This is a genomic window from Pseudomonas sp. GW821-FHT09E04, from assembly GCF_059416185.1.
Genome location: NZ_JBWKOR010000003.1, coordinates 245042 through 269747 on the forward strand (window position 1 = coordinate 245042; position 24706 = coordinate 269747).

Annotated in this window: 22 protein-coding genes; 5 read left to right on the forward strand and 17 right to left on the reverse strand. The window is 61.7% G+C overall.

Going from position 1 to position 24706, the window contains the following annotated elements:
- Nucleotides 1-7: 7 nt before the first annotated feature.
- The 3 genes from AC07N4_RS12205 to AC07N4_RS12215 form a co-directional block, all read right to left on the reverse strand.
- On the reverse strand, nt 8-2038 hold the full coding sequence (locus AC07N4_RS12205) for a TonB-dependent receptor (protein ID WP_493066145.1): 2031 nt from the start codon (nt 2036-2038) through the stop codon (nt 8-10).
- Nucleotides 2039-2219: 181 nt separating this feature from the next.
- Entirely contained in the window at nt 2220-2990 is a 771-nt protein-coding gene (locus AC07N4_RS12210) for a hypothetical protein (RefSeq protein ID WP_096820550.1), read from the reverse strand.
- A 38-nt stretch (nt 2991-3028) separates the two neighbouring features.
- Nucleotides 3029-4426 carry an alkaline phosphatase D family protein gene (locus AC07N4_RS12215; RefSeq protein ID WP_493066144.1) on the reverse strand — a complete coding sequence of 466 codons (1398 nt, stop codon included), beginning with the start codon at nt 4424-4426 and terminating at the stop codon, nt 3029-3031.
- 212 nt (nt 4427-4638) lie between these two features.
- On the opposite strand from AC07N4_RS12215, the gene katG reads away from it, so the two are divergent.
- Nucleotides 4639-6912, forward strand: coding sequence for a catalase/peroxidase HPI (gene katG, locus AC07N4_RS12220; protein ID WP_493066143.1), 2274 nt, complete (start codon nt 4639-4641; stop codon nt 6910-6912).
- Between the two features lie 66 nt (nt 6913-6978).
- Here the strand turns inward: katG and pepN are convergent, their stop codons facing one another.
- From pepN to AC07N4_RS12250, 6 genes are read right to left on the reverse strand one after another with little or no spacing between them, the layout of a single operon-like run.
- Nucleotides 6979-9636 (reverse strand): aminopeptidase N, encoded by a 2658-nt coding sequence (gene pepN / locus AC07N4_RS12225; protein WP_493066142.1) that lies wholly within the window; start codon nt 9634-9636, stop codon nt 6979-6981.
- Nucleotides 9637-9646: 10 nt separating this feature from the next.
- Nucleotides 9647-10477 carry a DUF2797 domain-containing protein gene (locus AC07N4_RS12230; RefSeq protein ID WP_192560472.1) on the reverse strand — a complete coding sequence of 277 codons (831 nt, stop codon included), beginning with the start codon at nt 10475-10477 and terminating at the stop codon, nt 9647-9649.
- Nucleotides 10474-10734 (reverse strand): YeaC family protein, encoded by a 261-nt coding sequence (locus AC07N4_RS12235; protein WP_007956913.1) that lies wholly within the window; start codon nt 10732-10734, stop codon nt 10474-10476. Before AC07N4_RS12235 ends, AC07N4_RS12230 begins: the two co-directional genes overlap by 4 nt.
- A gap of 30 nt (nt 10735-10764) precedes the next feature.
- Nucleotides 10765-11634, reverse strand: a complete 870-nt coding sequence (locus tag AC07N4_RS12240; RefSeq protein WP_102621882.1) for a rhomboid family intramembrane serine protease — start codon at nt 11632-11634, stop codon at nt 10765-10767.
- Nucleotides 11631-12605, reverse strand: a complete 975-nt coding sequence (locus tag AC07N4_RS12245) for a metallophosphoesterase (RefSeq protein ID WP_371858325.1) — start codon at nt 12603-12605, stop codon at nt 11631-11633. The genes AC07N4_RS12240 and AC07N4_RS12245 overlap by 4 nt, the downstream gene beginning before the upstream one ends.
- Entirely contained in the window at nt 12602-13492 is an 891-nt protein-coding gene (locus AC07N4_RS12250; RefSeq protein ID WP_085733063.1) for an NAD(+) kinase, read from the reverse strand. Before AC07N4_RS12250 ends, AC07N4_RS12245 begins: the two co-directional genes overlap by 4 nt.
- A 116-nt stretch (nt 13493-13608) precedes the next feature.
- Between AC07N4_RS12250 and AC07N4_RS12255 the strand changes: the two genes are divergently transcribed.
- Nucleotides 13609-14559 carry a DUF1853 family protein gene (locus AC07N4_RS12255; RefSeq protein ID WP_102621884.1) on the forward strand — a complete coding sequence of 317 codons (951 nt, stop codon included), beginning with the start codon at nt 13609-13611 and terminating at the stop codon, nt 14557-14559.
- On the opposite strand, the gene AC07N4_RS12260 is transcribed toward AC07N4_RS12255, so the two are convergent.
- The 3 genes from AC07N4_RS12260 to AC07N4_RS12270 form a co-directional block, all read right to left on the reverse strand.
- Complete coding sequence (locus tag AC07N4_RS12260; RefSeq protein WP_273536029.1) at nt 14556-15839, reverse strand: arsenic transporter; 1284 nt, start codon at nt 15837-15839, stop codon at nt 14556-14558. The genes AC07N4_RS12255 and AC07N4_RS12260 overlap by 4 nt on opposite strands.
- Before the next feature lie 65 nt (nt 15840-15904).
- Nucleotides 15905-17008 (reverse strand): DUF2855 family protein, encoded by a 1104-nt coding sequence (locus AC07N4_RS12265; protein ID WP_493066141.1) that lies wholly within the window; start codon nt 17006-17008, stop codon nt 15905-15907.
- A 114-nt stretch (nt 17009-17122) separates the two neighbouring features.
- Nucleotides 17123-17683, reverse strand: a complete 561-nt coding sequence (locus AC07N4_RS12270; RefSeq protein ID WP_096820540.1) for an NADPH-dependent FMN reductase — start codon at nt 17681-17683, stop codon at nt 17123-17125.
- A 185-nt stretch (nt 17684-17868) separates the two neighbouring features.
- Between AC07N4_RS12270 and AC07N4_RS12275 the strand changes: the two genes are divergently transcribed.
- Both AC07N4_RS12275 and AC07N4_RS12280 read left to right on the forward strand, forming a co-directional pair.
- Nucleotides 17869-18105 (forward strand): hypothetical protein, encoded by a 237-nt coding sequence (locus AC07N4_RS12275; protein WP_085733066.1) that lies wholly within the window; start codon nt 17869-17871, stop codon nt 18103-18105.
- Nucleotides 18106-18190: 85 nt separating this feature from the next.
- Nucleotides 18191-19084: a LysR substrate-binding domain-containing protein gene (locus tag AC07N4_RS12280; RefSeq protein ID WP_102621887.1), complete on the forward strand. Its 894-nt coding sequence runs from the start codon at nt 18191-18193 to the stop codon at nt 19082-19084.
- Here AC07N4_RS12280 and AC07N4_RS12285 read toward each other — a convergent pair.
- The 3 genes from AC07N4_RS12285 to dnaQ form a co-directional block, all read right to left on the reverse strand.
- Nucleotides 19050-19664, reverse strand: a complete 615-nt coding sequence (locus AC07N4_RS12285) for a GNAT family N-acetyltransferase (protein ID WP_102621888.1) — start codon at nt 19662-19664, stop codon at nt 19050-19052. The genes AC07N4_RS12280 and AC07N4_RS12285 overlap by 35 nt on opposite strands.
- 14 nt (nt 19665-19678) lie before the next feature.
- On the reverse strand, nt 19679-21934 hold the full coding sequence (locus AC07N4_RS12290) for an Orn/Lys/Arg family decarboxylase (RefSeq protein ID WP_273536025.1): 2256 nt from the start codon (nt 21932-21934) through the stop codon (nt 19679-19681).
- A gap of 154 nt (nt 21935-22088) precedes the next feature.
- Complete coding sequence (dnaQ, locus tag AC07N4_RS12295) at nt 22089-22847, reverse strand: DNA polymerase III subunit epsilon (RefSeq protein ID WP_096820536.1); 759 nt, start codon at nt 22845-22847, stop codon at nt 22089-22091.
- A gap of 188 nt (nt 22848-23035) precedes the next feature.
- Between dnaQ and AC07N4_RS12300 the strand changes: the two genes are divergently transcribed.
- Entirely contained in the window at nt 23036-23341 is a 306-nt protein-coding gene (locus AC07N4_RS12300; protein ID WP_493066140.1) for a DUF2388 domain-containing protein, read from the forward strand.
- Here AC07N4_RS12300 and rnhA read toward each other — a convergent pair whose 3' ends face one another.
- Together rnhA and AC07N4_RS12310 are read right to left on the reverse strand one after the other, a co-directional pair.
- Entirely contained in the window at nt 23342-23803 is a 462-nt protein-coding gene (gene rnhA / locus AC07N4_RS12305; RefSeq protein ID WP_096820534.1) for a ribonuclease HI, read from the reverse strand.
- A 92-nt stretch (nt 23804-23895) separates the two neighbouring features.
- The gene (locus AC07N4_RS12310) at nt 23896-24654 is read right to left on the reverse strand and encodes a methyltransferase domain-containing protein (RefSeq protein ID WP_011333614.1); all 759 of its coding nucleotides are present in this window, start codon (nt 24652-24654) and stop codon (nt 23896-23898) included.
- Nucleotides 24655-24706: the final 52 nt, after the last annotated feature.

Consider the following 24706-nt stretch of genomic DNA (forward strand, 5'->3'; position numbering starts at 1 on the left):
GGAACGATCAGAACGTGGTGCGCAGGCCGACCTGAATGCTTCGCCCTTCTGCCGGCGCAATGTCGCGCAGGATCGAGCTGGCGTAGCGCACAGTCTGGTTGGTCAGGTTCTCGGCATTGACGAAGGCCAGCCATTTGCTCTGGCCGACATCAAAGTGATACCCCACATTCGCACCCAGCGTGGTGTAGCCATCGGTGCTGCTTTCATTGTCCGGCACCCGATGCTGAGCGCTGGCGTGCTCCACATCGATCCGCGCCTGCCAGCGATCCAGCTCCCAGAGCAGACCGGTGTTCAACCGCAGCGGCGCAATGCGCGGCAGATCCTGACCGTTGTCGAGGTTCTTGGCGCGGGTGTAGTCGCCCGACAATTCCAGCGCGAACTTGCCGTAGGCGCTCTCGCCGAGCTGCCAGCGATCCTGGGCCTCGATACCGCTGAAGCGCGCACGGACACCGGAATAGGCGTATTCGGGAATTCCGCCCGCGTCCTCTTCCCCTTCGTCATTGAGCGTGCGGCCGGTGCCGAGCAAGCCGATGTAATTGGAGAAGTGGCTGTAGAACACGCCCACGCTGCCCTTGTGCGTGCCATTGTCAAAACGCAGCGCCAGATCGCTGGAGACGGCTTTTTCCTTCGACAGGCCCGCATCCCCGACTTCATACGTACCGGTCGCGACGTGGGCGCCGTTGGCGTACAGCTCGTAGAACGTCGGCGCCCGTTCGGTGTAGCCCAGCGTGGCGGCGACCGACCAGATCGGCGTCAGTGTGTACACCGCGCCGGACGACAGGCTGCCGGCGGTGAAACTGCTGGAGCGGTCGGCATTGACGAAACGCTCGTTGCCTTTGGCGTCCGGGTCGACCGTGGTGTGCTCCAGGCGTCCGCCGAGGGTGAACAGCAGACGATCCGTGGCTTGCAGCTCTTCCAGAACGAACAGTGCACCGGCGTTGGTGTCGGTCTGCGGCACGAAGGCTTCTTCGCCCAGCGCCGAGAATTCATTGCGACTGACCTGCGCGCCGATCACCCCGTTGAACGGCCCCAACGGCTGATGCCGGGCTTCGACCCGCGCTTCGTAGCCCTTGTTCTTGAACGTGGTGCCGACCTCGCCGCCTTCAATTTCACGGTGCTGGTAATCGGTGTAACCGGCGTCGAACTTGACCGAGCTGAACGGGCCGTCGAGGTTGCGGATTTCCGAGGCGAACGCGTAGTGCTCCTGCTGCATGCGAATCCGCACGTCGTCTTCGGCCGGTGAGCCGTAATTGGAGTCGTAATTGCTGTACGACAGCCCCGCATAACCGTCGTCCCAAGTGTAAGACCCGCCCACCGCGCCGCCGTCCTGACGACCGTCGCTGTTGGCCAGGCGATGTTTGCTGGAATCGCCATCGTCGCCCGCCCGTTCGCGGCTGCTTTTGGCGTAGCCGGGGATTTTCAGGTCATTGAACTCGCGGGCGCTGGCGTCCAGGTGCAAGGCGAACTGGCCGTTGCCGGCCTCGAGTTTCCCCGCACTGCTGCGGGTGGTGTCGGCGCCGCCGTAGCGCAGCTCGCCGGCGCCGTGGATGCCGTCGATGGCTTCGGTCGGGATGCGGTTGTCGAAGGTGTTGACCACCCCGCCAATCGCGCTACCGCCGTAGAGCAACGCGGCCGGGCCACGGACGATTTCGATGCGTTCGACGTTGACCGGGTCCAGCGGCACGGCGTGGTCGTAGGACAGCGACGAGGCGTCGAGCGCGCCGACGCCGTTGCGCAGAATGCGAATGCGGTCGCCGTCCTGCCCGCGAATGATCGGGCGACTGGCGCCCGGCCCGAAGTAGGACGACGACACGCCCGGCTGTTTGTTCAGGGTTTCGCCCAGGCTGCCCTTCTGCTGCAGCGTCAGCTCATCGCCGCTCAACACCGTCGAGGGCGAAGCCAGGCTCTGGCTGCCCAGCGGATTGCCGGTGATGACTTGCGGTTGCAGTTCGAGGGGTTCGGCGGCGAATGCGGGCAATGCGATCAGCAACGCAGACGCCAACAGGCTTGGCTGGAAAGAGGGAAAACGGGAAGGCATTTCTAAATTCCGTAAGGCAGAAAAGTAAGGATCGATGCCACTGCCACACGGACAGGTCAGTGACATCGATCAGATGAAATCATTTTTATGTTATACAATAACATTTCCAATGACCATCACGATTCTTGCCTCAATGCTTACAACAACCGCTCAAGCACGGGTCTTCCAAAGGAGCGCCCGGTCATTTCCCCCGTTTCGGTCTGCCGTCATCGATGTCGTAGGTGTGCCCGATCACGTACCGTCCCAAGGGCACCGCGCCGCGACTCTGCTCGTAGTATTTCTGCCAGTAACAGGCCGTGCTCCAGATCGCTTCGGGGCAGGAAACCTTTGAAGCCAGGCCCGGCGTCAGGTCAAGTTGAGCGGCGGAAAACGCTACCTCCAGCATGCACGCCGAGGGGAAACCCATGTCTTCGTGCACCGGATTGGGGGTTCGCGAAACACCCCAGGCATACGCCAGCCATTTGAGAATGTGCTCCAGGGCATCGAGGCTGTTGCGATCGATCATGAACCTTTTCAGCTTCGACACCACGTCGCGCTGATCGACCGGAAACGCCAGCAACGCCAGATTCGGCCATTCGTCCTTGTTCGACAGAAACGCCAGATCCTCCTCCACCACACCGTTGCGCTCGGTCGCGAACGGTCTGGCCGGCTGGATCAAAGGCACGTGAAAGACCTTGGCGCCTGACAAGCCGTCATCCTTGATCTTGAGCAGAAAGCAGTCGGACCAATAAGACGGCAACCGGTCATTACGCAGGGCCGACTGGGCAATGCGCACCCGCGTGGCCAGTTGATCCTTGCCCCCGGCCAGCACGAGCAAGGTGGTTTTCTTCAGATCCGGCTGGCCGAGGTCCTTGAACGCACGCTCCAGCCATCCATCGTTACTCTCACTCCGGCGGCGCTCCTGCTCGACGATCTCCGGGTTGCGTCCGCTTCCACTGCGATTTTTCAACATGGTTTTTACCTCTTGAGTCGAACCTGTGCAAAACGTGGTCAATGCCGAGGGGTGAGACGAATCGTCTCCAGAGCGCAAGGCGACAGGTGGCCGCCATCCAGCGGGTACAAGGTGATGTTCATGTCGACACTGCCACCTCCCCGCAAAAAGTTGATCGTCAGGACGACGTTGCCTGAGTAATGGTCGACCCATTTCGTCTGGAAGCGTTTGGCGTCCAGATCCGTAACCGGTGGGTCGGCCTTGGTCGGCGGTCCATCGATCTGGCAAACCGGCGAGCTGACCACTTCAAACAGGCATTCCTGTCCGGTCTTGGTCCAGGTTGCCCTGGAGATGGTGCTGTAATGCACATCGCCACTGAGAAACACCACCGGGATGCCCGCCTCGCAGACCGTGCGCAGCACCCGAAGGATGATGCCGAACTGCGCGTAGCTCTGCAGATCCGAATCCGCCCACTCGGAGTACCAGGGCGGCGCCTTGGAAAACAGCGTCTGTCCGGCGGCCAGTACGCCAATGGTCAGTTTGCCGGCGCGGTGATCGTTCAGCAGGTCGTTTTGCCACTGCACCAGATCGTCTTCGGTGGCCTTGCTCATCAAACCGTACCGGCCATCGTAAGCCCCGCCCGGATCGCGATCCGAACGGGTGTCGAGCAGAATCATGCGCAGCGGATCGACCTCGATTCGCTGCGCGCCCTGATGGGATGCGGGGTCACCGCCCAGTTGAAAGTCCTCATACAGATTGCGCCCGGCACTGGCGAGCATCTGCCGGCTCTGCGCGGTATAGGTGCAAGGCAGCCAGGGCGAGAAATGCGGCGCGTTGTTCCAGTATTCGTGATCGTCGGGAATGCAGGCCGTGGGCGCCAGTTGCAACAGCGGGTCCAGCCCGTTGATCTGCTTTTCCCTCGAGAGCCAGTGCTTAGCGTACTTGTCGCCCAGCATCCGCGAGAGCGCCGGTTCGTTTCCCGGAAGGTCTTCGTGAAGCGGCAAATCCAGGTACACCTGATCGCCGGCCAGCAACACCATGTCCGGGCGCGATTTGAGGCGCGATTGCAGGCTGGCGAGCGCGCCTTTGTCGTTCTTCTGGTAATAACAGGAGGCCAGCAGCATTGTGAAACCGCCGGCAAACGGTTCAGTCACCTGGGCGGGCATCTCCCGCAAGCGAACGGACGACGTTTCTCCCGCCAGGCTGACAACCACCACATGATCCCCGGGCCCCGGCGATTGCAGCTCGAAGACACCCTGATGATTGGCTGGACTGTTGCCGGAACCGGCCTGGCGCTGTTTGTCGCGCACCTCGAAGAAAACCGCCGGGCCCACCGTCGCAGCCGGCGTACCGTCGATGGTGAATCGGGGAACCGGCGGATTGATTACGCCAAAGGCACCCACCCAGACCCGGAATATCCCCGGTGGGCCAATCAAAGGACGGGCAGAGAGCATCATGCGAACCTCCTGGTCATCACGTCGGGTGTCCCGAACCGCGCTGCGTCTTGCTGATATCAGCGTAGTAGCAAATCCCTCGAAGCAACCGTTAAAAGACTTTGCCTATCAGGCACCAATAGTCGGCCTATTAGCTGACATTCCCAGTCGGGTCTAGCCTTACTAATCCGAAGTCGGCACGAGCCGGCCGCAGAAGACCTGATAAGGACCCGAACATGGCAAATGAATCGAAATGCCCGTTCAATCACGCCGCCGGCGGTGGCACGACGAACCGCGATTGGTGGCCGAATCAACTGAACCTGAAAATCCTGAGTCAGCACTCGCCCGCCTCCGATCCGCTGGGCCAGGACTTCGACTACGCCAAGGCTTTCAAAAGCCTGGATTTCCAGGCCCTGAAACGCGACCTGACGGCGCTGATGACCGACTCCCAGGACTGGTGGCCTGCCGACTTCGGCCACTACGGCCCGCTCTTCATCCGCATGGCCTGGCACAGCGCCGGCACCTATCGTACCGCTGACGGCCGTGGCGGCGCCGGCTCCGGCCAGCAACGCTTCGCCCCGCTCAACAGCTGGCCGGACAACGTCAGCCTCGACAAGGCCCGGCGCCTGCTGTGGCCGATCAAACAGAAATATGGCCGCAACATTTCCTGGGCCGACCTGATCGTCCTCACCGGTAACGTCGCGCTGGAATCCATGGGCTTCAAGACCTTCGGTTTCTCCGGCGGCCGGCCCGATGTGTGGGAGCCGGACGAAGACGTCTACTGGGGTTCGGAAAACAAATGGCTGGGCGGTGACACCCGTTACGGCAAACACCCCGAAGCCATGCAGGATCCGGGCGACGGCACCCTCGTCGCCGAACCCGCCGAGCACGGCCATGAACAGAGCCGCACCAACCAGGGCGAACGCAATCTGGAAAACCCGCTCGCCGCCGTGCAGATGGGCCTGATCTACGTGAACCCGGAAGGCCCCGAGGGCAATCCCGATCCGGTGGCCTCGGCCCGAGACATCCGCGAAACCTTCGCCCGCATGGCCATGAACGACGAAGAAACCGTCGCCCTGATCGCCGGCGGTCACGCCTTCGGCAAGACCCACGGTGCCGGCCCTGCCGATAACGTCGGGCCGGAACCGGAAGCCGCCGGCCTGGAAGAACAAGGCCTGGGCTGGAAAAGCACCTTCGGCACCGGCAAGGGTGGCGACACCATCACCAGCGGCCTGGAAGTGACCTGGACCACCACCCCGACCCAATGGAGCAACAACTACCTGGAAAACCTGTTCGGCTTCGAGTGGGAACTGACCAAGAGCCCGGCCGGCGCCCACCAGTGGAAACCGAAAAACGGCGCCGGGGCCGGCACCATTCCCCATGCTCATGACCCGAACAAGCGCATCGACCCGACCATGCTCACCTCCGACCTGGCCCTGCGCTTCGACCCGGCCTACGAGAAGATCTCACGGCGCTTCCTGGCCAATCCCGATCAACTGGCCGACGCCTTCGCCCGCGCCTGGTACAAGCTGATCCACCGCGATATGGGCCCGCTGTCACGCTATCTCGGCCCGGAAATGCCGCAGGAAGAGTTGCTGTGGCAAGACCCGATCCCCGAGGCCAACCATCCACTGGTCGACGACAGCGATATCAGGGCACTGAAAGGCAAAGTGCTGGCGTCGGGGCTGTCCGTTTCGGAACTGGTCTCCACCGCCTGGGCGTCCGCGTCCACCTTCCGTGGTTCGGACAAACGCGGCGGCGCCAACGGCGGACGTCTGCGTCTGGCACCGCAACGCTTCTGGCAGGCCAACCAACCCGAACAACTGGACAAGGTGCTCAAAGCCCTCGAAAGCATTCAGAACGAGTTCAACACCGGGGCGTCGGGCAAGAAAGTCTCGCTGGCGGACCTGATCGTGCTGGCCGGCAATGCCGGGGTCGAACAGGCGGCGAAAAACGCCGGCCATTCGGTCACGGTGCCCTTCTCGCCCGGCCGTACCGATGCGACTCAGGAGCAAACCGACGTCGAGTCGTTCGGCTTCCTTGAACCGCACACCGACGGCTTCCGCAACTACGCCGCCAACACTTACCGCGTACCGGCCGAAGCGTTGCTGATCGACAGGGCACAACTGCTGACGCTTTCGGCGCCGGAACTGACGGTACTGGTCGGTGGCCTGCGCGTGCTGGACACCAACGTCGGCAAGACGAAGCACGGGGTGTTCACCGACAAACCCGGCACCCTGACCAACGACTTCTTCAGTAACCTGCTGGACATGGGCGTGGAGTGGAAACCAACGTCCAAAGCGGCGGATGAGTTCGAAGGTCGCGATCGCAAGACCGGCGGCGTGAAATGGACGGCAACCCGGGTCGATCTGGTGTTCGGTTCCAACGCGGTACTGCGGGCACTGGCGGAGGTGTATGCCAGTTCCGATGCGAAGGAACAGTTCGTCAACGACTTCGTTGCCGCGTGGGCGAAAGTGATGGACCTGGATCGGTTTGATCTGCGCCCATAAGGGCTTTTTACCCACCCACAAAAACGCCGCTCATTGAGCGGCGTTTTTTATTGCCCTGAAAAGACTTCAGGCAAGGCTTTTGCTGACCACCTCGTACACATCGCTGGACAACTGCCCCGACGCCAGAATCCGCTCCAGCTCCGCTTTCATCAACGCCTGACGAGCGCTGTCGTACTTGCGCCAGCGAGTCAACGGCGCCAATTGGCGCGAAGCGATCTGCGGGTTGAAGCCGTTCAGCTCGATCACCAGATCCGCGAGGAAGCGATAGCCCGAACCATCCGCCGCGTGGAAGTTGATCAGGTTCTGCCCGGCGAAGGCACCGACCAGTGCACGCACTTTGTTCGGGTTCTTGATGTTGAACGCCGGGTGCTGCATCAGGGCTTTGACCCGTGCCAGAGCGCCCGGCAAGGTGCTGCCGGCCTGCACGCTGAACCATTGATCCATGACCAGCGGGTTGTCCTTGAAGTGCTCGGCGAAACTGGCCAGCGCCTTGGCCTTCTCGTCTTCGAACGGCGAGTTGACCAGCACCGCCAGCGCGGTGAGGCGCTCGGTCATGTTGTCACAGGCGTCGAACTGCTCCAGTGTTGCCGCCAGCACTTCTGGCTTCCCGCTGAGCATCAGGTACGACAGCGCGATGTTCTGCAGCGCGCGACGGGCGAAATGCTCGGCTTCGGCCACGTACGGGGTCTTTTTCGACAGCTCGCGGTTGGCCTGATAACGCTGCCACAGGGCTTCGAACAGGTTGTTCGCCAGTTGCTGACGGGCAAATTCGCGAGCGGTGTGGATCGCCTCGACATCGGCGGTTTCGCTGATTTCAGTCAGGTACGCTTCGCTTGGCAGCGAGAGCATTTCCGCGACCATCGCCTGATCCAGCGTCTGGTCAGCCAGCACAGTGCGCAGAGCGGAAATCAGACGTGGATCGAGCACCAGGCTTTCGCCCTTCTGCTGTTGGCCGATCAACTCTTGCAGCACCTGCACCGACAGTTGCTGACCGGCATCCCAGCGGTTGAAACCGTCGCTGTCGTGCTGCATCAGGAACATCAATTGGTCGCGGTTGTACGGGAAGCTCAGTTTCACCGGCGCCGAGAAACCACGCAGCAAGGACGGCAGCGGCTGTTCGGCGATGTCGACGAAGGTGAAAGTCTGCTCGGCTTCGGTTACCGAGATCACTCGGGTAGTGCCTTGGGCCGAGGCTTCACCAGCCAGACGCAGGGCGATTTCATTGCCCTTGCTGTCGAGCAGACCCAGTTCCACCGGGATCACGAACGGCAGCTTTTCAACCTTGTCCGGGGTTTCCGGGCAGCTCTGACGGAAGGTCAGGCTGTAGGTTTTCGCGGCGGCATCGTACGACTCGCTCACCGCCAGACGCGGCGTACCGGCCTGGCTGTACCAGCGCTTGAACTGGGTCAGGTCGACGCCGTTGGCATCTTCCATGGCCTTGATGAAGTCGTCGCAGGTCACGGCCTGGCCGTCGTGGCGTTCAAAGTACAGATCGCTGCCCTTGCGGAAGCCTTCGGCGCCCAGCAGGGTGTGGATCATGCCGACCACTTCCGAGCCTTTTTCGTACACGGTCAGGGTGTAGAAGTTGGAAATCTCGATGAAGCTGTCCGGGCGTACGGCGTGGGCCATCGGGCCGGCATCTTCGGCGAACTGGTGGGTACGCAGGTACGCCACGTCCTGAATGCGCTTGACCGTGGCCGAGTTCATGTCGGAGGAGAAACCGGCGTCGCGGAACACCGTGAAGCCTTCCTTGAGCGACAGCTGGAACCAGTCGCGGCAGGTCACGCGGTTGCCCGACCAGTTGTGGAAGTATTCGTGGGCGACGATTGCCTCGACCCGCTGGTGCGCGGCGTCGGTGGCGGTTTCGGCGCGAGCCAGCACGGCGCTGGAGTTGAAGATGTTGAGGCCTTTGTTCTCCATCGCGCCCATGTTGAAGTCGTTCACGGCGACGATCATGAAGATGTCCAGATCGTACTCGCGACCGTAGACCTCTTCGTCCCAGCGCATCGACTTCTTCAGGCTGTTCATGGCGTGCTGGCACTTGTCGATGTTTTCCGGCTCGACATAGATGCGCAGCGCCACGTTGCGCTCGGTCATGGTGGTGAAGCTGTCTTCAACGCACCACAAGTCACCGGCCACCAGCGCGAACAGGTACGCCGGTTTCATGAACGGGTCTTCCCAGGTCGCCCAGTGCCGGCCGTCTTCGCCGGGACCGCTGGCGATCGGGTTGCCGTTGGACAGCAGCACCGGATAGCTGTGCTGCTCGGCGACCACGGTGGTAGTGAACTTGCTCATCACGTCCGGGCGGTCGAGGTAATAGGTGATCTTGCGGAAACCTTCGGCCTCGCACTGGGTGCAGAACATCGTGCCGGACTTGTACAGGCCTTCCAGTGCGGTGTTGGTTTCCGGGTGGATCCTGACGCTGGTGTCGACCGTGAAGGTTTCGCTGGCCGGCTGCAGGGTCAGGTGGTTCTCGGTCAGTTGGTAATCGTCAGCGCTCAGTTCCTGGTCTGCCAGGGTCACCGAGAGCAACTCCAGCTGCTGGCCATCGAGCACCAGCGGCGGCAGGCCCGGGCCACGGGCCGGGTTGCGGCGCATCACCAGTTGCGCGTGGACCAGACTGTGGTCCTCGAACAACTCGAAGGTCAGGTGTGTTTCATCGATCAGGTACTCGGGCGCCTGATAGTCCTTCAGGTAAATCATCTTCGGTTGTTCGGTGCGCATGCTGAAGTCCTTATTGATGCACGGCGAGCTGATAGGCCGTGTACTTGCGAATGTTGATCACGCCGGTGTCGAAGATCAGGTACTGACCCTTGATCCCCAACAGCGTGCCTTCGGCAATCGGGTTCTTGTCCAGGTTGAAGCTGACGATCTTGGCCGGGTACTGCTCGACCGGGTAACGGATTTCCAGCGGCTCGACGTCGGTCACCGGCTGAATCGCCTGCAGACCGAAACGCTCCTGCAAGCCTTGCAGACCTTCGGCGCAGCTGTCGAACAGTTGATCGCGCACCTGCGCCAGATCCACCGCCGCTGCGTCGCCCTTGAGCAAGGCGCGCCAGTTGGTCTTGTCGGCCACCTGACTGCGGAACAGGTCTTCGACGAAACCGGACTGCTGCCGCGTGGCGACGCGCATGATCGGCAGCGCCTGACTGGCACCCTGATCGAGCCAGCGGGTCGGCAGCTGGGTGGCGCGGGTGATGCCGACCTTGATCCCCGACGAATTGGCCAGGTAGACAACGTGGTCGGTCATGCAGAACTTCTCGCCCCACTCCGGTTCCCGGCAGGTGCCGGCGTCAAAGTGGCAGCGCTCCGGACTCATGATGCACACATCGCACTGGGCCAGTCTGGTCATGCACGGGTAGCAATAACCCTGACTGAAACTGGTCTTGGTCTTGCGCCCGCAATGGGTGCAGTGAATCGCCCCCAGATATTCCAGACGCACCGTCGTGCCGATCAACGGGTTGACCGGCACCTCGACGTCATCCAGACGAAACGCGTATTGCACGTTCGGCCCGTCCAGGCGCGCCGACATTTTGCTGATTGCACCGCGGCCAATCTCGATCAATGGATGGCGTCCGACTTGAACAGGATGTTCGGCACTTCGATCGACTTCGACGCGCACTCCTGCGGGCCCATGTAACCGGTGCGTTCTTCCTCGGGCAGGTTCTGCATTTCCCAGGCGATCATCGCCTGCAACGACAGTTCACGCTGCTCGGCGGTGAGTTTGCCGCCGTCGGACCATTTGCCGATCTCTACGGCCAGTTTCAGGCTCTGGTAGATATCCGGGGTGATGTTCTTGATCAGGTCGTTAAAAGAGGACATCAGGGTCTCCGTGCTCTTTATCCAAAAAATTCAGGCGGCCAGTTTACGGCGGTTATACAAACCGCCCAACAAACCGGTGAAGCATCCGATGAGTAACCCGCCGACGTGGGCGGCGTTGGCGATTTCGCCGAAGCCGATCATCGAGATCAGCCCGGACATGCACACCAGCAACCACACCAGCATCATCACCAGCACGCCGCGCGGCAGGCGATAGGCCGGGTTCGGCGCCAGCAACTGGAAGATCCAGCAGTGACCGAGCAACCCGTAAAGTACGCCGGACAGACCGCCGAACAGGCTCGGGCCGCTCCACGCAAACTGCGCATAGTTCGACACCAGGCTGAACAGCAACGTCAGGCCGATCAGGTTGACGCTGCCCTGACGCGACTCGATGCGCCGCCCCAGTTCCCAGTACCACATGCCGTTCATGGCCAGGTGCAGGATGCCGAAGTGGATCAGCATCGGCGTGAACAGACGCCACCACTGCCCCGCCGCCAGGCTGTCGGCCAATGGCGTGAAGTGGATGTAGTCGCCGATTACGCGAAAATCGAGGAAGGTCAGCCAGCGCATCGTGTCGAGGTTGTCGCCCAGATACGTCAGCCCGCCGACCAGCAGGCTCAACAACAGAATGAACCCGGTGGCCTTGGCGTGTTTCAGTTGTTCGGCGAAGCTCGGACGCTTGAACGTCGGCGCTACCGGAATATCCAGTTGCTGCTCCGGGTCACCTGCCGGGAAGCGCTCGTACAGCGAGCGCACGTCATCGCTGATTTCCGACGGCACCCACAGCACTTGCTCGCCCGACTCCTCGCTGACGCGGTGAGGCACCTGCATCCGTTGCAGCAGTTTGACGAAACCGCTCAGGTCCGCCGCCAATGGCAGACGCAATACCGCTACCGCGCTCATCGCAGCACCTCCGGCCGCTCGACATCGACCCAGACAAATTTATGCGGATCAAGGCGGGTTTCCTGATCCAGACGGTAAGCCACCAGTTTGCCGTAGAGCACGGCGCTGTAATCCAGGCACGCGAGGTTCGGGCGGATCGGCGCCGGTTTGCCGCTGCGCCAGTAGTGGCCGACAAACAGCAAAGGCTCATCGACGCCGTAGCGCAACAGGGAATTCTTTTCGCTGGACGTCAACGGCTTCTGCGCCACCGGTTCCGGCAAGGCGTCGGGCTGGAACACGATGTCGCCGTAGGTTTGCGGGTCGTCTTCCCAGAACTTGGTGCGGAAGAACGAACGCACCAGGCCGTCGCCGCTGGTCATGGTCAGGCCATCGGGCAGGCGCATGTCGGTGCCGCGCAGCAGGCGATCGAACACGGTGCAGGCGAAACTGCCCGGCACGGCCGACGCCTGGAGGAAGTGTTCATCGATGCAGCCATCGGGGAACAGCGCGCGCAACGGCTCGATCAGGCCGGCATCCCAGCAGGCATGCACGACCCGGAAGCGTCCGGCGTCGACGAACAGCGGCAGTTTGTAGAACCACTGCTGGAAGTCGTGCCAGTCGCCAGGATGGTCTTCGAACTGGGTCAGAGTTTCGTGCAGCAGACGAGCATGGCGCGGCGTGTGTTCACGCACGAACTGCTTGCCACTGCCCGGAGGCGCCGGCGTGCTCCAGCCCAGCGCGTTGAACTCGTGGTTGCCCATGATGCACAGCGCCTGACCGGCCTCGACCATGTCGTGGACGATGTGCAGCGCCTCGCGAATCCGCGGGCCGCGGTCGATGATGTCGCCGACGAACACCGCCATACGCGAGGGGTGCCGCCAGACGCCTGCCTGTTTGTGATAGCCGAGCCGGTCGAGCAGGTGCTCAAGGGTCAGAGCGCAACCGTGCACGTCACCGATCAGATCGTAACCACGCGCGGGATCGAGCATCACTCGCCTCCACCCCCCAAGCGGCTGCCCCAGCCGAGCTTGGTACGGCACACTTCGTAATAGTTGTGGTCGAGCGGATGGATCAGCCGCAGCTTCTGCGCTTTCTTGCTGACAGTGATGGTGTCGCCCGGCGCGCAGGTGAAGTGGTTCTGCCCGTCACAGGAAACTTGCGGGTAAATCTGCATATCTTTGGACACGACGATTTTCAGCTCACTGTTGCCATCGACCACAATCGGCCTGCTGGACAACATATGGGGATACATCGGCACGATCACAATGGCGTCGAGCTTGGGATGCATGATCGGGCCACCGGCCGACAGCGCATACGCCGTGGAACCGGTCGGTGTGGCGACGATCAGGCCGTCGGCTTTCTGGCTGCAGACGAACTGCCCGTCGATGTACAGCTCGAATTCGATCATTCGCGTCGACTTGCCGGGGTGCAGCACCACGTCGTTCAACGCGTCGCCCTGGCCGATCGCTTCGCCGTGGCGGCGGACTTCGGCTTGCAGCAGGAAGCGGTTTTCCACCAGATAATGGCCGTCGAGCACCTTGGCGACTTCGACTTCCAGCTCATCGGGACGTATATCGGTCAGAAAGCCCAGGCTGCCACGGTTGATGCCCAGTACCGGAATATTGTGTTTGGCCAGTGCCCGGGCGGCGCCGAGCAGGCTGCCGTCACCGCCGACGACGATGACCATGTCACAGACTTCGCCGAGCATCTTGCGCGAGGAAGTTTGCAGGCCATGACCGGGCAGGACTTCGGCGATCGTGTCTTCGAGGATCACATGCAGGTGACGATCGAGCAGAAACCGTTTCAGTCGGCGGACGGTATCCAGCACCTGGGAACTGCCCAGGCGACCGATGATGCCGATATTACGAAATTGCTCCATGGGACTCCTGCGGGGGGGCTGCAACGGCGAAAACGACGATTATGGGCGAAAGCGCCGGATAGACAAAATCCTTTCAGCCCCGAGGGGGCGACCGTGTTTGAGGCTATGCTCGCAAGATGATCCTATTTCCCGATTTGCTCCAGTTGCCCCACCAATTGCGTCACCCTGAGGTGCGCGATCTGGCGTGGGTGATCCTCGCCCCGCCGATGCTCGCCGCCACGCCGTGGCCACAACGCCATCCATTGGCCGGCAGCGATTGGGTGCGCGATCCCGAACGGCTGGCGCATTGGCTGCATGAGCTCGACCGCGACAGCTACGGCCTGCTCCACTGGCTGTCCCAGGCCCGCACCCGGCGTCTGGGCCTGTATTACGAACGCCTCTGGCAGTTCGCCGTCGAGCATGCGCCGGGGATCGAACTGATCGCCGCCAACCTGCCGATCCGCCGCGAGGGGCACACCCTCGGCGAACTCGACATGCTGCTGCGCGACCGCGACGGCGTGCATCACCTGGAGCTGGCGATAAAACTCTACCTCGGCCCGCAGAACGGCGACGGCCGTGATCCGGCGCAGTGGCTCGGCCCGGGTTGCCATGATCGACTGGACCGCAAACTGGCCCACCTGAGCGAACATCAGTTGCCGATTTCCGCCCGCCCGGAAAGCCGCGAAGCCCTGGCGGCGCTGGATGTCGGAACGTTCAGTGCGCAGTTGTGGCTGGGCGGTTATCTGCTGTATCCATGGCCCGGGCAATCCGAACCACCGAGCGGCGCCCATCCGCAGCACCTGCGCGGCAGCTGGTTGCATCAAAAGGATTGGCCGGCATTTGTCGCCCAGCGCCCGGCCGGACGCTGGCAACCCCTGCCCCGCCATGCGTGGCTGGCGCCGGCGCATTACCCGGCGGATCAGACCTGGAGCCACGAGCATTTACAGACCTGGCTCGATGAACTCGAACCGCTGGCCCCGGCGCAGTTAATGGTGCGCTTGACCGAAAATGCCCGGGGTGACTGGGAAGAGGCCGAACGGCTGTTCCTGGTTTCGGATCTGTGGCCGAACGTGCCCGGGCAGAGTTAGACGCTCAGTCGCAGCGCCAGCGCGGCCAGCGTCACCAGCAACACCGGCACCGTCAGCACAATCCCGACCCTGAAGTAATACCCCCAGCCGATCCGGATGTCCTTGCGCTCCAGCACATGCAGCCAGAGCAAGGTCGCCAGACTGCCGATCGGGGTGATCTTCGGCCCCAGGTCGCTGCCGATCACGTTGGCGTAGATCATCGCCTCTTTCACGACACCGGTCGCCTGGCTGGCATCAATCGACAACAGCCCGATCAGCACCGTCGGCAGGTTGTTCATGATCGACGACAACAACGCCGTCAGCACACCAGTGCCCATGGCTGCGCCCCACACGCCGTACCCGGCAAAGACATCCAGCCAGCCGGCCAGATGATCCGTGAGCCCGGCGTTGCGCAGTCCGTAGACCACCAAATACATGCCCAGCGAGAAAATCACGATCTGCCACGGTGCCTCTTTCATCACCTTGCGCGTGGAAATCTTGTGCCCGCGAGCGGCGATGCCCAGCAGCAATGCCGCGCACACGGCCGAAATCGCACTGATCGGAATGCCCAGCGGCTCCAGGGCAAAACAGCCCACCAGCAGAATCAGCAACACCGCCCAACCGGCGTAGAACGTGGCCTTGTCGTGAATGGCCGTCTCCGGGTGCTCAAGCTGTTCGGGATCGTAGGCTGCCGGAATGTCGCGGCGGAAAAACCACAACAACACCGCCAGCGTGGCCGCGACGCTGACGAAGTTCACCGGCACCATCACCGCCGCATAGCGATTGAAACCGATGTGAAAAAAGTCCGCCGAGACGATGTTGACCAGGTTCGACACCACCAGCGGCAGGCTCGCGGTGTCGGCGATAAAACCGGCGCCCATGACGAACGCCAGGGTCGCCGCCGGGGAAAACCGCAGCGCCAGCAGCATGGAAATCACGATGGGCGTGAGGATCAGCGCCGCGCCGTCATTGGCGAACAGTGCCGATACCAGCGCACCGAGCAACACCATGAAGGCAAACAGCTTGCGCCCGCTGCCCCGCCCCCACCGCGCCACGTGCAACGCAGCCCAGGCAAAGAACCCCGCTTCGTCGAGCAGCAGGCTGATGATGATCAGCGCCACGAAAGTGCCGGTGGCGTTCCAGATGATTTGCCACACCAACGGAATATCGCTCAGGTGCACTACACCGAAGATCAGCGCCAGAATCGCGCCGAACGTAGCACTCCAGCCGACCCCGAGGCCTTTGGGTTGCCAGATCACCAGGGTGATGGTCAGCAGGAAAATCAGTGAAGCCGTGAGCATGCAGAGCGACCTTCGATCAGGGGCAGAATGGGTATCGAGGAAGCGCACCCTGCCCGTCCGTCAACTCACAGTCGAATCACGTGCCCCTCCACCGGTGCGATATGACCATGAAACAGACGAGAAATCACGCTCTGTGCTGCCTCAAGGCCGTAACTCTCCACGACCTGCAACAGAGGGTCAGTCGGTGCGCTGACCTGGCGATAAAACCGCTGCAAACCTTCGCCGACGTACCGGTTCACGCGCTCCGCGCCCCATTCGACGCTGCGCTTGCGAATCTGGATCGGGGCAAAGAAAAACACCGGTCGCAGCCCTTCGACGGCGCCCAGTTCTGCTTCATCGGTGGTGTGCGATGAGCCAACAAAACAGCTGTAGACGAGGTGACCGGTGAAATGCTGATGCACCCGCTCGCGCAAACCCGGGTCGCCGGAAAAATCCACATAAAGCGTCGGTCGATCATTGGCCAGCTCCGACAACTCTGCGTAAGGCACCGTCCGGCCATAGCAGCCCAGACTTTCGACAAAGGCCTTGTTGCCGGCCGACGTCAACGCCACACACTCGAGCGTCGGATGGCCGGCCAGACACACCGCCGTGCCGTAGGCGGTTTTGCTCGAAGCACTGGAAAACACCACACGGCTTGCGCCGAAGAACCGATTGTCCTGAAGGAAATCCGCCAACATCAACGACGTCAAAAACAGCGGCTTGAGCAGAATCTGCAGGTTTTCCGTTGCCGGACGGTAATACGTATCTTTGCTGCAGCGGGTGTATTGGTTGTAAACCGAGCTCAGCGTCTGCCGGTGCTCCGTGCCGTCATGGAAACCACGCCCGGTGACCCGCTCGGGGCGCACCCACAGATGACTGGCCAGCGGCAAGTAACCATAAAAACGCTCGCCGACCGCCACGCCTTCGACGCTGGAAGCAATCACATCGGCGAAACCCCAGGCTGGAATGTGGCCCCATTCAGCCAGTCCTGTCGGAAAGAACGCCCAGTAGTGCATCGAATCGCCATATGCAGCGTAGGAAATATTGTTGGTGGTCAGGGCGCAACGGTCGACTTTCAGGATCACCTCGCCGTCCGCCGCCACTGAACTGCGCTGTTCCTGCTCGATTCGGCTCTGGTCGAGTGCACTTTTACGGGTCACCAGTCGCGTGACAGTGATCGGACTTTGCATCGCTCGGATTCCTGCTGCGTAGAGTGGCGGGGGCGCAAACGTCACGGGCCATGCGCCCCGATGCAAACACCATCGAGGCGTGACCGATCATGGCCTGGGGCGGAATTGAACGCTTCAGACTTTCTTGTGCTGTTCCACAAACTGCCCATAGGCGTTGATGAAACTTTGCAGGAACGGTTTGACCGACTCGTTCAACTTGCCCGCCTCATCGAACGCGGTGCCGGCACCGCCCAGATAGGCTTCCGGCTGCTGCATGCACGGCACGTTGAGGAAAACGAAGGACTGGCGCAAATGCTGGTTGGCGCCAAAACCGCCGATGGCACCCGGCGAAACACTGATCACTGCGCCCGGCTTGCCGCCCCAGACACTCTTGCCATAAGGCCGCGAGCCGACGTCAATCGCGTTCTTCAACGGTGCCGGCACCGAACGGTTGTACTCCGGTGTGACAAACAGCACCGCGTCGGATGAACCCACTTTTTGACGGAAAGTGCTGTAGGCTGCCGGCGGTGAATCGCCGTCGATGTCTTCGTTATAGAGTGGCAGATCGCCAATTTCGACAATGTTCAGCTTGAGGTTGGCCGGCGCCAGTTCCGCCAGCGCCAGGGCGACCTTGCGATTGATCGAGGCTTTGCGCAGGCTGCCGACGACTACAGCGACGTTATAGACATTGCTCATGTGAAGACTCTCGACTGTCCGTGGGAGGAGCCTGTAGTTATAGATGATCCGGCGACGATTCCACCAGACGACGAGGGATATTTCCCGCGTCCGGATTATTTTTTTCCTGTAGGAAAACTTACCGAGCTCGATGACGGTCTACCAAGCCGCAAATCAAGCGTTTTATCTCCAGAGGTTCTAAGCAGATGGCAGCAGTACTCGTCGGTCAGTTCCATGCAAGAGATGCGGAAGGCCGCGTTTATTCCGTGCATGAGTTCCAGGAATCCAACCCGTCGGCAGACGGTTTCACCGGCATGGAGCCCGTTACAACCTACAAACTGGCGATTGGCGATCGCGTCAACAAAGTCGATGACAACGAGTTCCTGCTGGTTCAGTCGGGCATCACGTTGATTCGCGAACCAGAGCCGACTGTCGCTTCATAACCGATTGTTATGAGCAGAAGTCATCCGCGCCGAGTTGGGGTAGGATTCAGCCACTGACCCCAACGGCCGGACATGGACTTCACGCATGCGTTTACGTCATATCGAGGTGATTCAGGCGCTTTTACAGACGGGTCACGTGGGCACCGCCGCCGAATGGCTGCAATTGCCGACGGGCGATGTCGAGGAGCGGTTGCGCGAAGCCGAGAGTCAGCTGGGGTTCATGCTGTTCGCCAGCGTCCGCGGACGGCTTCAGGCCACGGCCGAAGCCCGTGCGCTGCAAGTCGAAATCGCCCACATCTATGACGCGCTGGAGCCGGTGCAACGGCTGGCCAGCAGCCTCAAGCAATACCTCGCCCCGCCTCTGCGAATCATCGGCACCCCGCCGCTGGCCCAGCAGCTGTTGCCGCAAAGCCTCGCCGCATTGCGCCGACGACTTCCGGACGTACCCTGCACCCTGCTCAGCGAGCCCACCCGCCACATCGTTCGCAGCCTGTTGCTGCGCGAGAGCGATCTGGGCCTGAGCCTCCACGACCCTGAACACCCCGATATCGATTGCCAGGTGCTGGCGCAAGGCAAGCTGCAATTGCTCGCCCCCCACGGCTGGCTGCAACCGAAGCAAAAGTACATTTCGCTGCAGGACCTGGCAGGCCAGGCGATGGTCGGCCTCGAAGGCCAGGACCCGTTGAGCCCGGCGCTGGAGCACAAGCTTCAGGCCTTGCGCCCGGCGCCGAGCATCCAGACCCGGGTGCAGACCCATCAGATGATGCGCAGCATGGTCGAGGCCGGTGAAGGCCTGGCCATCGTCGACCCGTTCACCGCACTGGGTGCCCGCGCTGGTGGCCTCGATGTCTGCCCGCTGTCACCCGCAGTGCCGATCAGCCTCTACGCGCTGACCTTCAAACACGCAACGCCGCCAACATCCGTCCAGACCCTGCTCGGCATTGTCACGGAACAAGCCGCGGCGATGCTGGCGAGCTGACCAGGTTTTCCAGCGGATTATCGAATATTCGATACCAGAACAACGCCACTTCGGCGGTGTTCGGGTCGATCCCGCGATAACGCAAATGGTCGATGCCACCGACCACATAACCGCAACGCTCATATAAACGACAGGCACCAAGGTTGTTGTTCTGGGTTTCAAGCATGATCCCCGGCAGTTTTTTCTTGCGGCTCCAGAACTGCGCCACATCCAGCAATGCCTTGGCCACACCGTGACGCCGAGCCGGCGCATGCACCGCCAGTTCATCGATGTGAGCAAAACCGTTCCAGTTGGTGCTGATCACCAGATGCCCCACTGGCTGATCTTCCAGATACGCCATGAAAATCGCACTGTCGGCGGCATCGCGAAAACTGCTGAACTCCTCGGGATCGATGCCGTAGCATTTGCGGTACGGCACGATGGGCGTCACGCCCCACTGCGCGACGGGTTTGCCGATTTCGGCCGCGCCATAGGCCGCGACCTCGAAGCTGAAATCGCTGCCCCAGATATAAGCGGCAAAGCCATCGTCGGCGACGCGCACCGACAGCCCTGGGTATTTTGGATTCATGACCGGTTGCATACTGGGAAACGCCCTCATTCCTTGACGCAATCGACGGTGTAGTGCCGTCCATTGCCCTCATCTTCGTGTTGCAGTCCGTGCACATCGACCACGAATCCCGGAAAACTCGCATCGAACGTGCGGGCAAATTTCAGGTAATCGATGATCGACCGAGTGGATTCGGTAAAACGTTCGCCGGGCATGATCAACGGAATTCCCGGCGGATACGGCACCAGCATCACCGCCGCAACCCGGCCATCCAGCTCATCGATCGGCACCGCCTCGACTTCGCCGCGCACCAGTTGATCGTAGGCATGGGCCGGTTTCATGGCGATTTCCGGCAGCACGGTGTACATGCGCTTGAGGTGTTTGGCGGTGGCATTGCTGCGGTAACAGGCGTGGAGCTGATCGCACAGATCGCGCAGGCCCATGCCGCGATAGCGCGCAGGGGCTTCCTGGGCGACACACTTCAGGCAGGTGTCGAGACTGACGTTGGCGTCGTAGCTGCGCTTGAACTCCAGCAGTTCGGTCAACAGCGTGCTCCACTTGCCCTTGGTGATACCCATCGAGAACAGCACGAGGAACGAATACAGACCGGTTTTCTCCACCACCAGCCCGCGCTCCCAGAGAAAACGGCTGACCACCGCCGCCGGAATCCCCTTGTCGCTCAGCGCGCCGCCAGCGGTCAGGCCTGGCATCACCAGAGTGACCTTGATCGGGTCGAGCAGGACGTAGTCGTCGCTGACCTCGCCGAAGCCGTGCCAGTCCGCTTCGGGTTTCAGCAGCCAGTCTTCGGTCTGCACCCGATCGATGCCCTCGACACCCTGCGGCTGCCAGATCGAGAACCACCAGTCATTGGCGTCAATGTGCCCACGCAGATTGGCCAGCGCCCGGCGAAAGCTCAGGGCTTCATCGAAGGTCTCCTGCAATAGCGAACGCCCGGCCGGGCCTTCCATCATGGCCGAGGCCACGTCCAGCGAGGCGATGATGCTGTACTGCGGCGACGTCGAGATGTGCATCATGAACGCCTCGTTGAACCGGTCACGGTCCAGTTGCCGCGCACCACCGTCCTGCACATGAATCATCGAAGCCTGGCTAAACGCCGCCAACAATTTGTGTGTGGAATGGGTGGTGAACACCAGCGGACTGTCGGCGCTGCGCGACGTGGCCATGCCGTAGCGTCCGGCAAAGAATTCGTGAAATGCCGCGTAGGCGTACCAGGCTTCGTCGAAGTGCAGGACTTCGACGCTGTTGCCCAGGCTCTGTTTGATCAGTTCGGCGTTGTAACAGAGGCCGTCATAGGTGGAGTTGGTGACCACCGCCAGTTTGACTTTCGGCTCGCGGCCCTTGGTCAGCGGGCTTGCGTCGATCTTGGCCTGGATCGATTCGCGGCTGAATTCGCTCAGCGGAATCGGGCCGATGATCCCCAGCTCGTTGCGCTCCGGGCACAGGTACAGCGGAATCGCCCCGGTCATGATGATCGCGTGCAACACCGACTTGTGGCAGTTGCGATCCACCAGCACCAGATCGTCGCGCCCGACCATCGAATGCCAGACGATCTTGTTGGCGGTCGAGGTGCCATTGATCACGAAAAAGGTGTGATCGGCGCCGAAATTGCGCGCAGCCCTTGCTTCTGCCTCGGCCAACGGCCCGGTGTGATCGAGCAGCGAACCCAGCTCCGGCACCGACACCGACAAATCCGAACGCAGGGTGTTTTCACCGAAGAACTGGTGAAACGCCTGCCCTACCGGGCTTTTGTGATACGCAACGCCGCCGCCATGGCCGGGGGTGTGCCAGGAATAGTTGGAATCGGCGGTGTGCTGCACCAACGCCTTGAAGAACGGTGGCAGCAATCCATCCAGATACTTGCGCGCTGCCCGCGCCACCTGGCGGGCGAGAAACGGCACCGTGTCTTCGAACAGATAGAGAATGCCGCGCAACTGATTGAGCTCGGCCATGGCATCGGCCGGGGCGTTCTCCAAAGTGACCTGCTCACCGAGCGCGAAGATCGGCAAGTCCGGCGCCCGCACCCGGGCCAGACCGATCAGTTCGGCCATGTTCTGCAACAAATGGGAATTGGTGCTCGCGTCTTCGGCGGCGATCAACATGCACGCCAGACCATGATGAGTCGATGCCACCAGCCGGCCCTCGGTGTAATCCGTGGCCGAAACGATGCTGAAACCTTCCTGCTCCAGTTCATGGGCGATGCCGCGAATGCGTTCGCCGGCAACCGTATCGGCCTTGATGTCGCGGTGGACGATCAACACCGGGAACTTCAGATCTTTGTACATGGGGCTCAGTGTCCTGAGGCGGCGGAGAGTGATCTGCCAATGTCCTCAGGGTAGAGGGTCGGAGCGGATGTGGCGAGGGTGGCCAGTTGTCAGTACTGCCAAAAACAAAGGATCGTCCGAACGCGGCCAGAGCGCTCGGACGATCCTTTGTGCTTTACGCCTGGGCTTCGGCTTCCAGCAGCTGAGTCCACAGCGCCGGGGCGCCGGCCGACTTGGCGATGATTTCCAGGCGCACCTGGTGTTCGGCCAGCTCGGCTTCGGTGGCGCGAATGATCCGCCCCGGCTGGCGATCCGCCGGCAAACGGCGGATTTCGGTGGCGGAGTTATCCGCACCGTTACCGGTTCCGTTGCCGTCGGAGGCATTGCCGGCCAGCGACAGACTGGTCTGGCCACCGGTCATGGTCAGGTAGACGTCGGCGAGAATCTCCGAGTCGAGCAATGCGCCGTGCAGCTCACGGCCGGAGTTGTCGACGCCGTAACGTTTGCACAAGGCATCGAGGCTGTTGCGCTGACCCGGGTGACGTTCCCGGGCCATCATCAGGGTGTCGAGGATCGAGCAATGCTGCGTGATGTCAGCGCGATCCTGCTGACCCATCAGCGCGAATTCGTTGTTGATGAAGCCAACGTCGAACGCCGCGTTATGGATGATCAGTTGCGCGCCGTTGATGAACTCGAAGAACTCATCGGCCACTTCGGCAAAACGCGGCTTGCCGACCAGAAATTCGTTGGTGATGCCATGGACGCCGATCGCGCCTTCGTCACTCTCGCGGTCCGGTTGCAGGTAAACGTGAAAGTGCCGGCCCGTCAGGCGCCGACCGATCAGCTCGACGCAACCGATTTCAATGATCCGGTGACCATCGGTCACCGGCATGCCGGTGGTTTCGGTATCGAGTACAACGGATCTGGTGGCCATCAGTGTTCAGCTCTCAACGGGTCAATCGTGCAAAAACGGCGATGTTAACACGCCCGTGGCGCGCGTCGCCCACGGGCTGGTGATCGGCGCTCATGCAGTTTTTAACAATCATTAGCAATGTTCATAAAGTCTGGGGCAAACCGGCTTGTTAGCGTGCGCGGCTTGTTTCTCACGGACTCAGGCACTTCATGAAGACTGCACGGATTTTACTGCTTGGCGGCTGTTTGCTGATGGCCGACGCCCAGGCCACAAGCTTCGTCATCAGCACCGACATCACCCTGAGCCTTACGCTCAGCTCCAGCAAAGGCACCAGCGGTTCGTTCAAGGACGACAAAATCGTGCTGGCCGCCAAGGATGACGCAGCCGCGTTTGTTGCCAGCAACGGGGACATTCGCGGCGCGCAAATGGAAGCGGCGTTCCAGCGGATTCGCAGCCTGTTGCCGGAACTGCCCGCCACCGACCTGCAACTGGCCGGCGCCATTTTGATGCTCTGATCAGTCCTGCTTGTAGCCGCGAATCTCATCCACACCACGGTTGGCCAACTGGTCGGCGCGTTCGTTGCCGTGGTGGCCGATGTGGCCGCGCACCCATTTCCAGGTGACTTTGTGGCGGTTGACCTGCTCGTCCAGCTCTTTCCACAGGTCGGCGTTTTTCACCGGCTCTTTGGCGGCGGTTTTCCAGCCGCGCTTCTTCCAGTTGGCCATCCACTCGTTGATGCCTTTCATCACGTATTGCGAGTCGGTCACCAGCAGTACTTCGCACGGACGCTTGAGGGCTTCCAGGCCGCGAATCGCACCGAGCAGTTCCATGCGGTTGTTGGTGGTGTTGGCTTCGCCGCCCCACAGTTCCTTTTCGACGCCCTTGCACACCAGCAAGGCGCCCCAGCCGCCGGGGCCGGGATTGCCCTTGCAGGCGCCGTCAGTGAACAGTTCTACGCTATCGACGCTTTCGCTCATGCCAATCTATCCAGAAAAAATGCGTTGCCCCGTCGATCACGGATCGACGATGGCCGAGGCCGGGACAAGCCCGGCCACAAATAAAAGAAGGTTTACGGTTCGATACGGCGGCGATTGACCTTGGCCATCGGCAGCGGAATCAGCTTGCCCATCGGCTCGCGGCGCTCCTGGCGCACCGGACGCAGGCCGACCACGATCTTGCGCGCAACCAGCAGATAGAAGCCGCCGCCCGACAATTGCCAGTCGCCAGCCTTGCGTTCCCAGCCGGCCAGACGGGCCTGCCACTTGGGTGACGCGAGCGGCGGACGATAGCACCCGAAGCGACGTTTCTCCAGCGCGAAGCCCAGCAGGTTGAGCCAGTCGGCGACCCGTGACGGCGAGATGCAGCGCGCCTGATGCAAGGCGTCATGAGCGAACACATGGCGCAGACCCCAGGTGCTCCAGGGGTTGATGCCGACGATCAGCAGATGCCCGCCGGGGCGCACGCTGCTGGCAGCTTCACGTAACAAACCGTGGGGCGACAGGCAGAAATCCAGGCCATGCTGCAACACCACCACGTCGGCGGCGTGCTCGCTCAACGGCCAGGCCTGTTCCTCGCAGACGATCTCGACACCGGGCAATGGCGCGCCAAGCCGCACGTTGCGCTGCACCTGCGGCGCCGACGGCGGCGTTTCGGCGGACGGGCCGTAATGCACCAGATAGCCGCCGAAGAACCGGCCGAGCTCGTCTTCGAGCATGCGGCGCTCTTCGTCCAGCAGAAATTGCCCGAGGGGGCCGGACAGCCACTCACGGGCCGCACCGATCAGGGCGAGCCAGTCAGGATCGGCCTGAGCGAACGCTTTATCGATCATTGCATTCTCCAACACGCCAGGAACCTCTAAGATGCGCCAATGTTACCTGCTT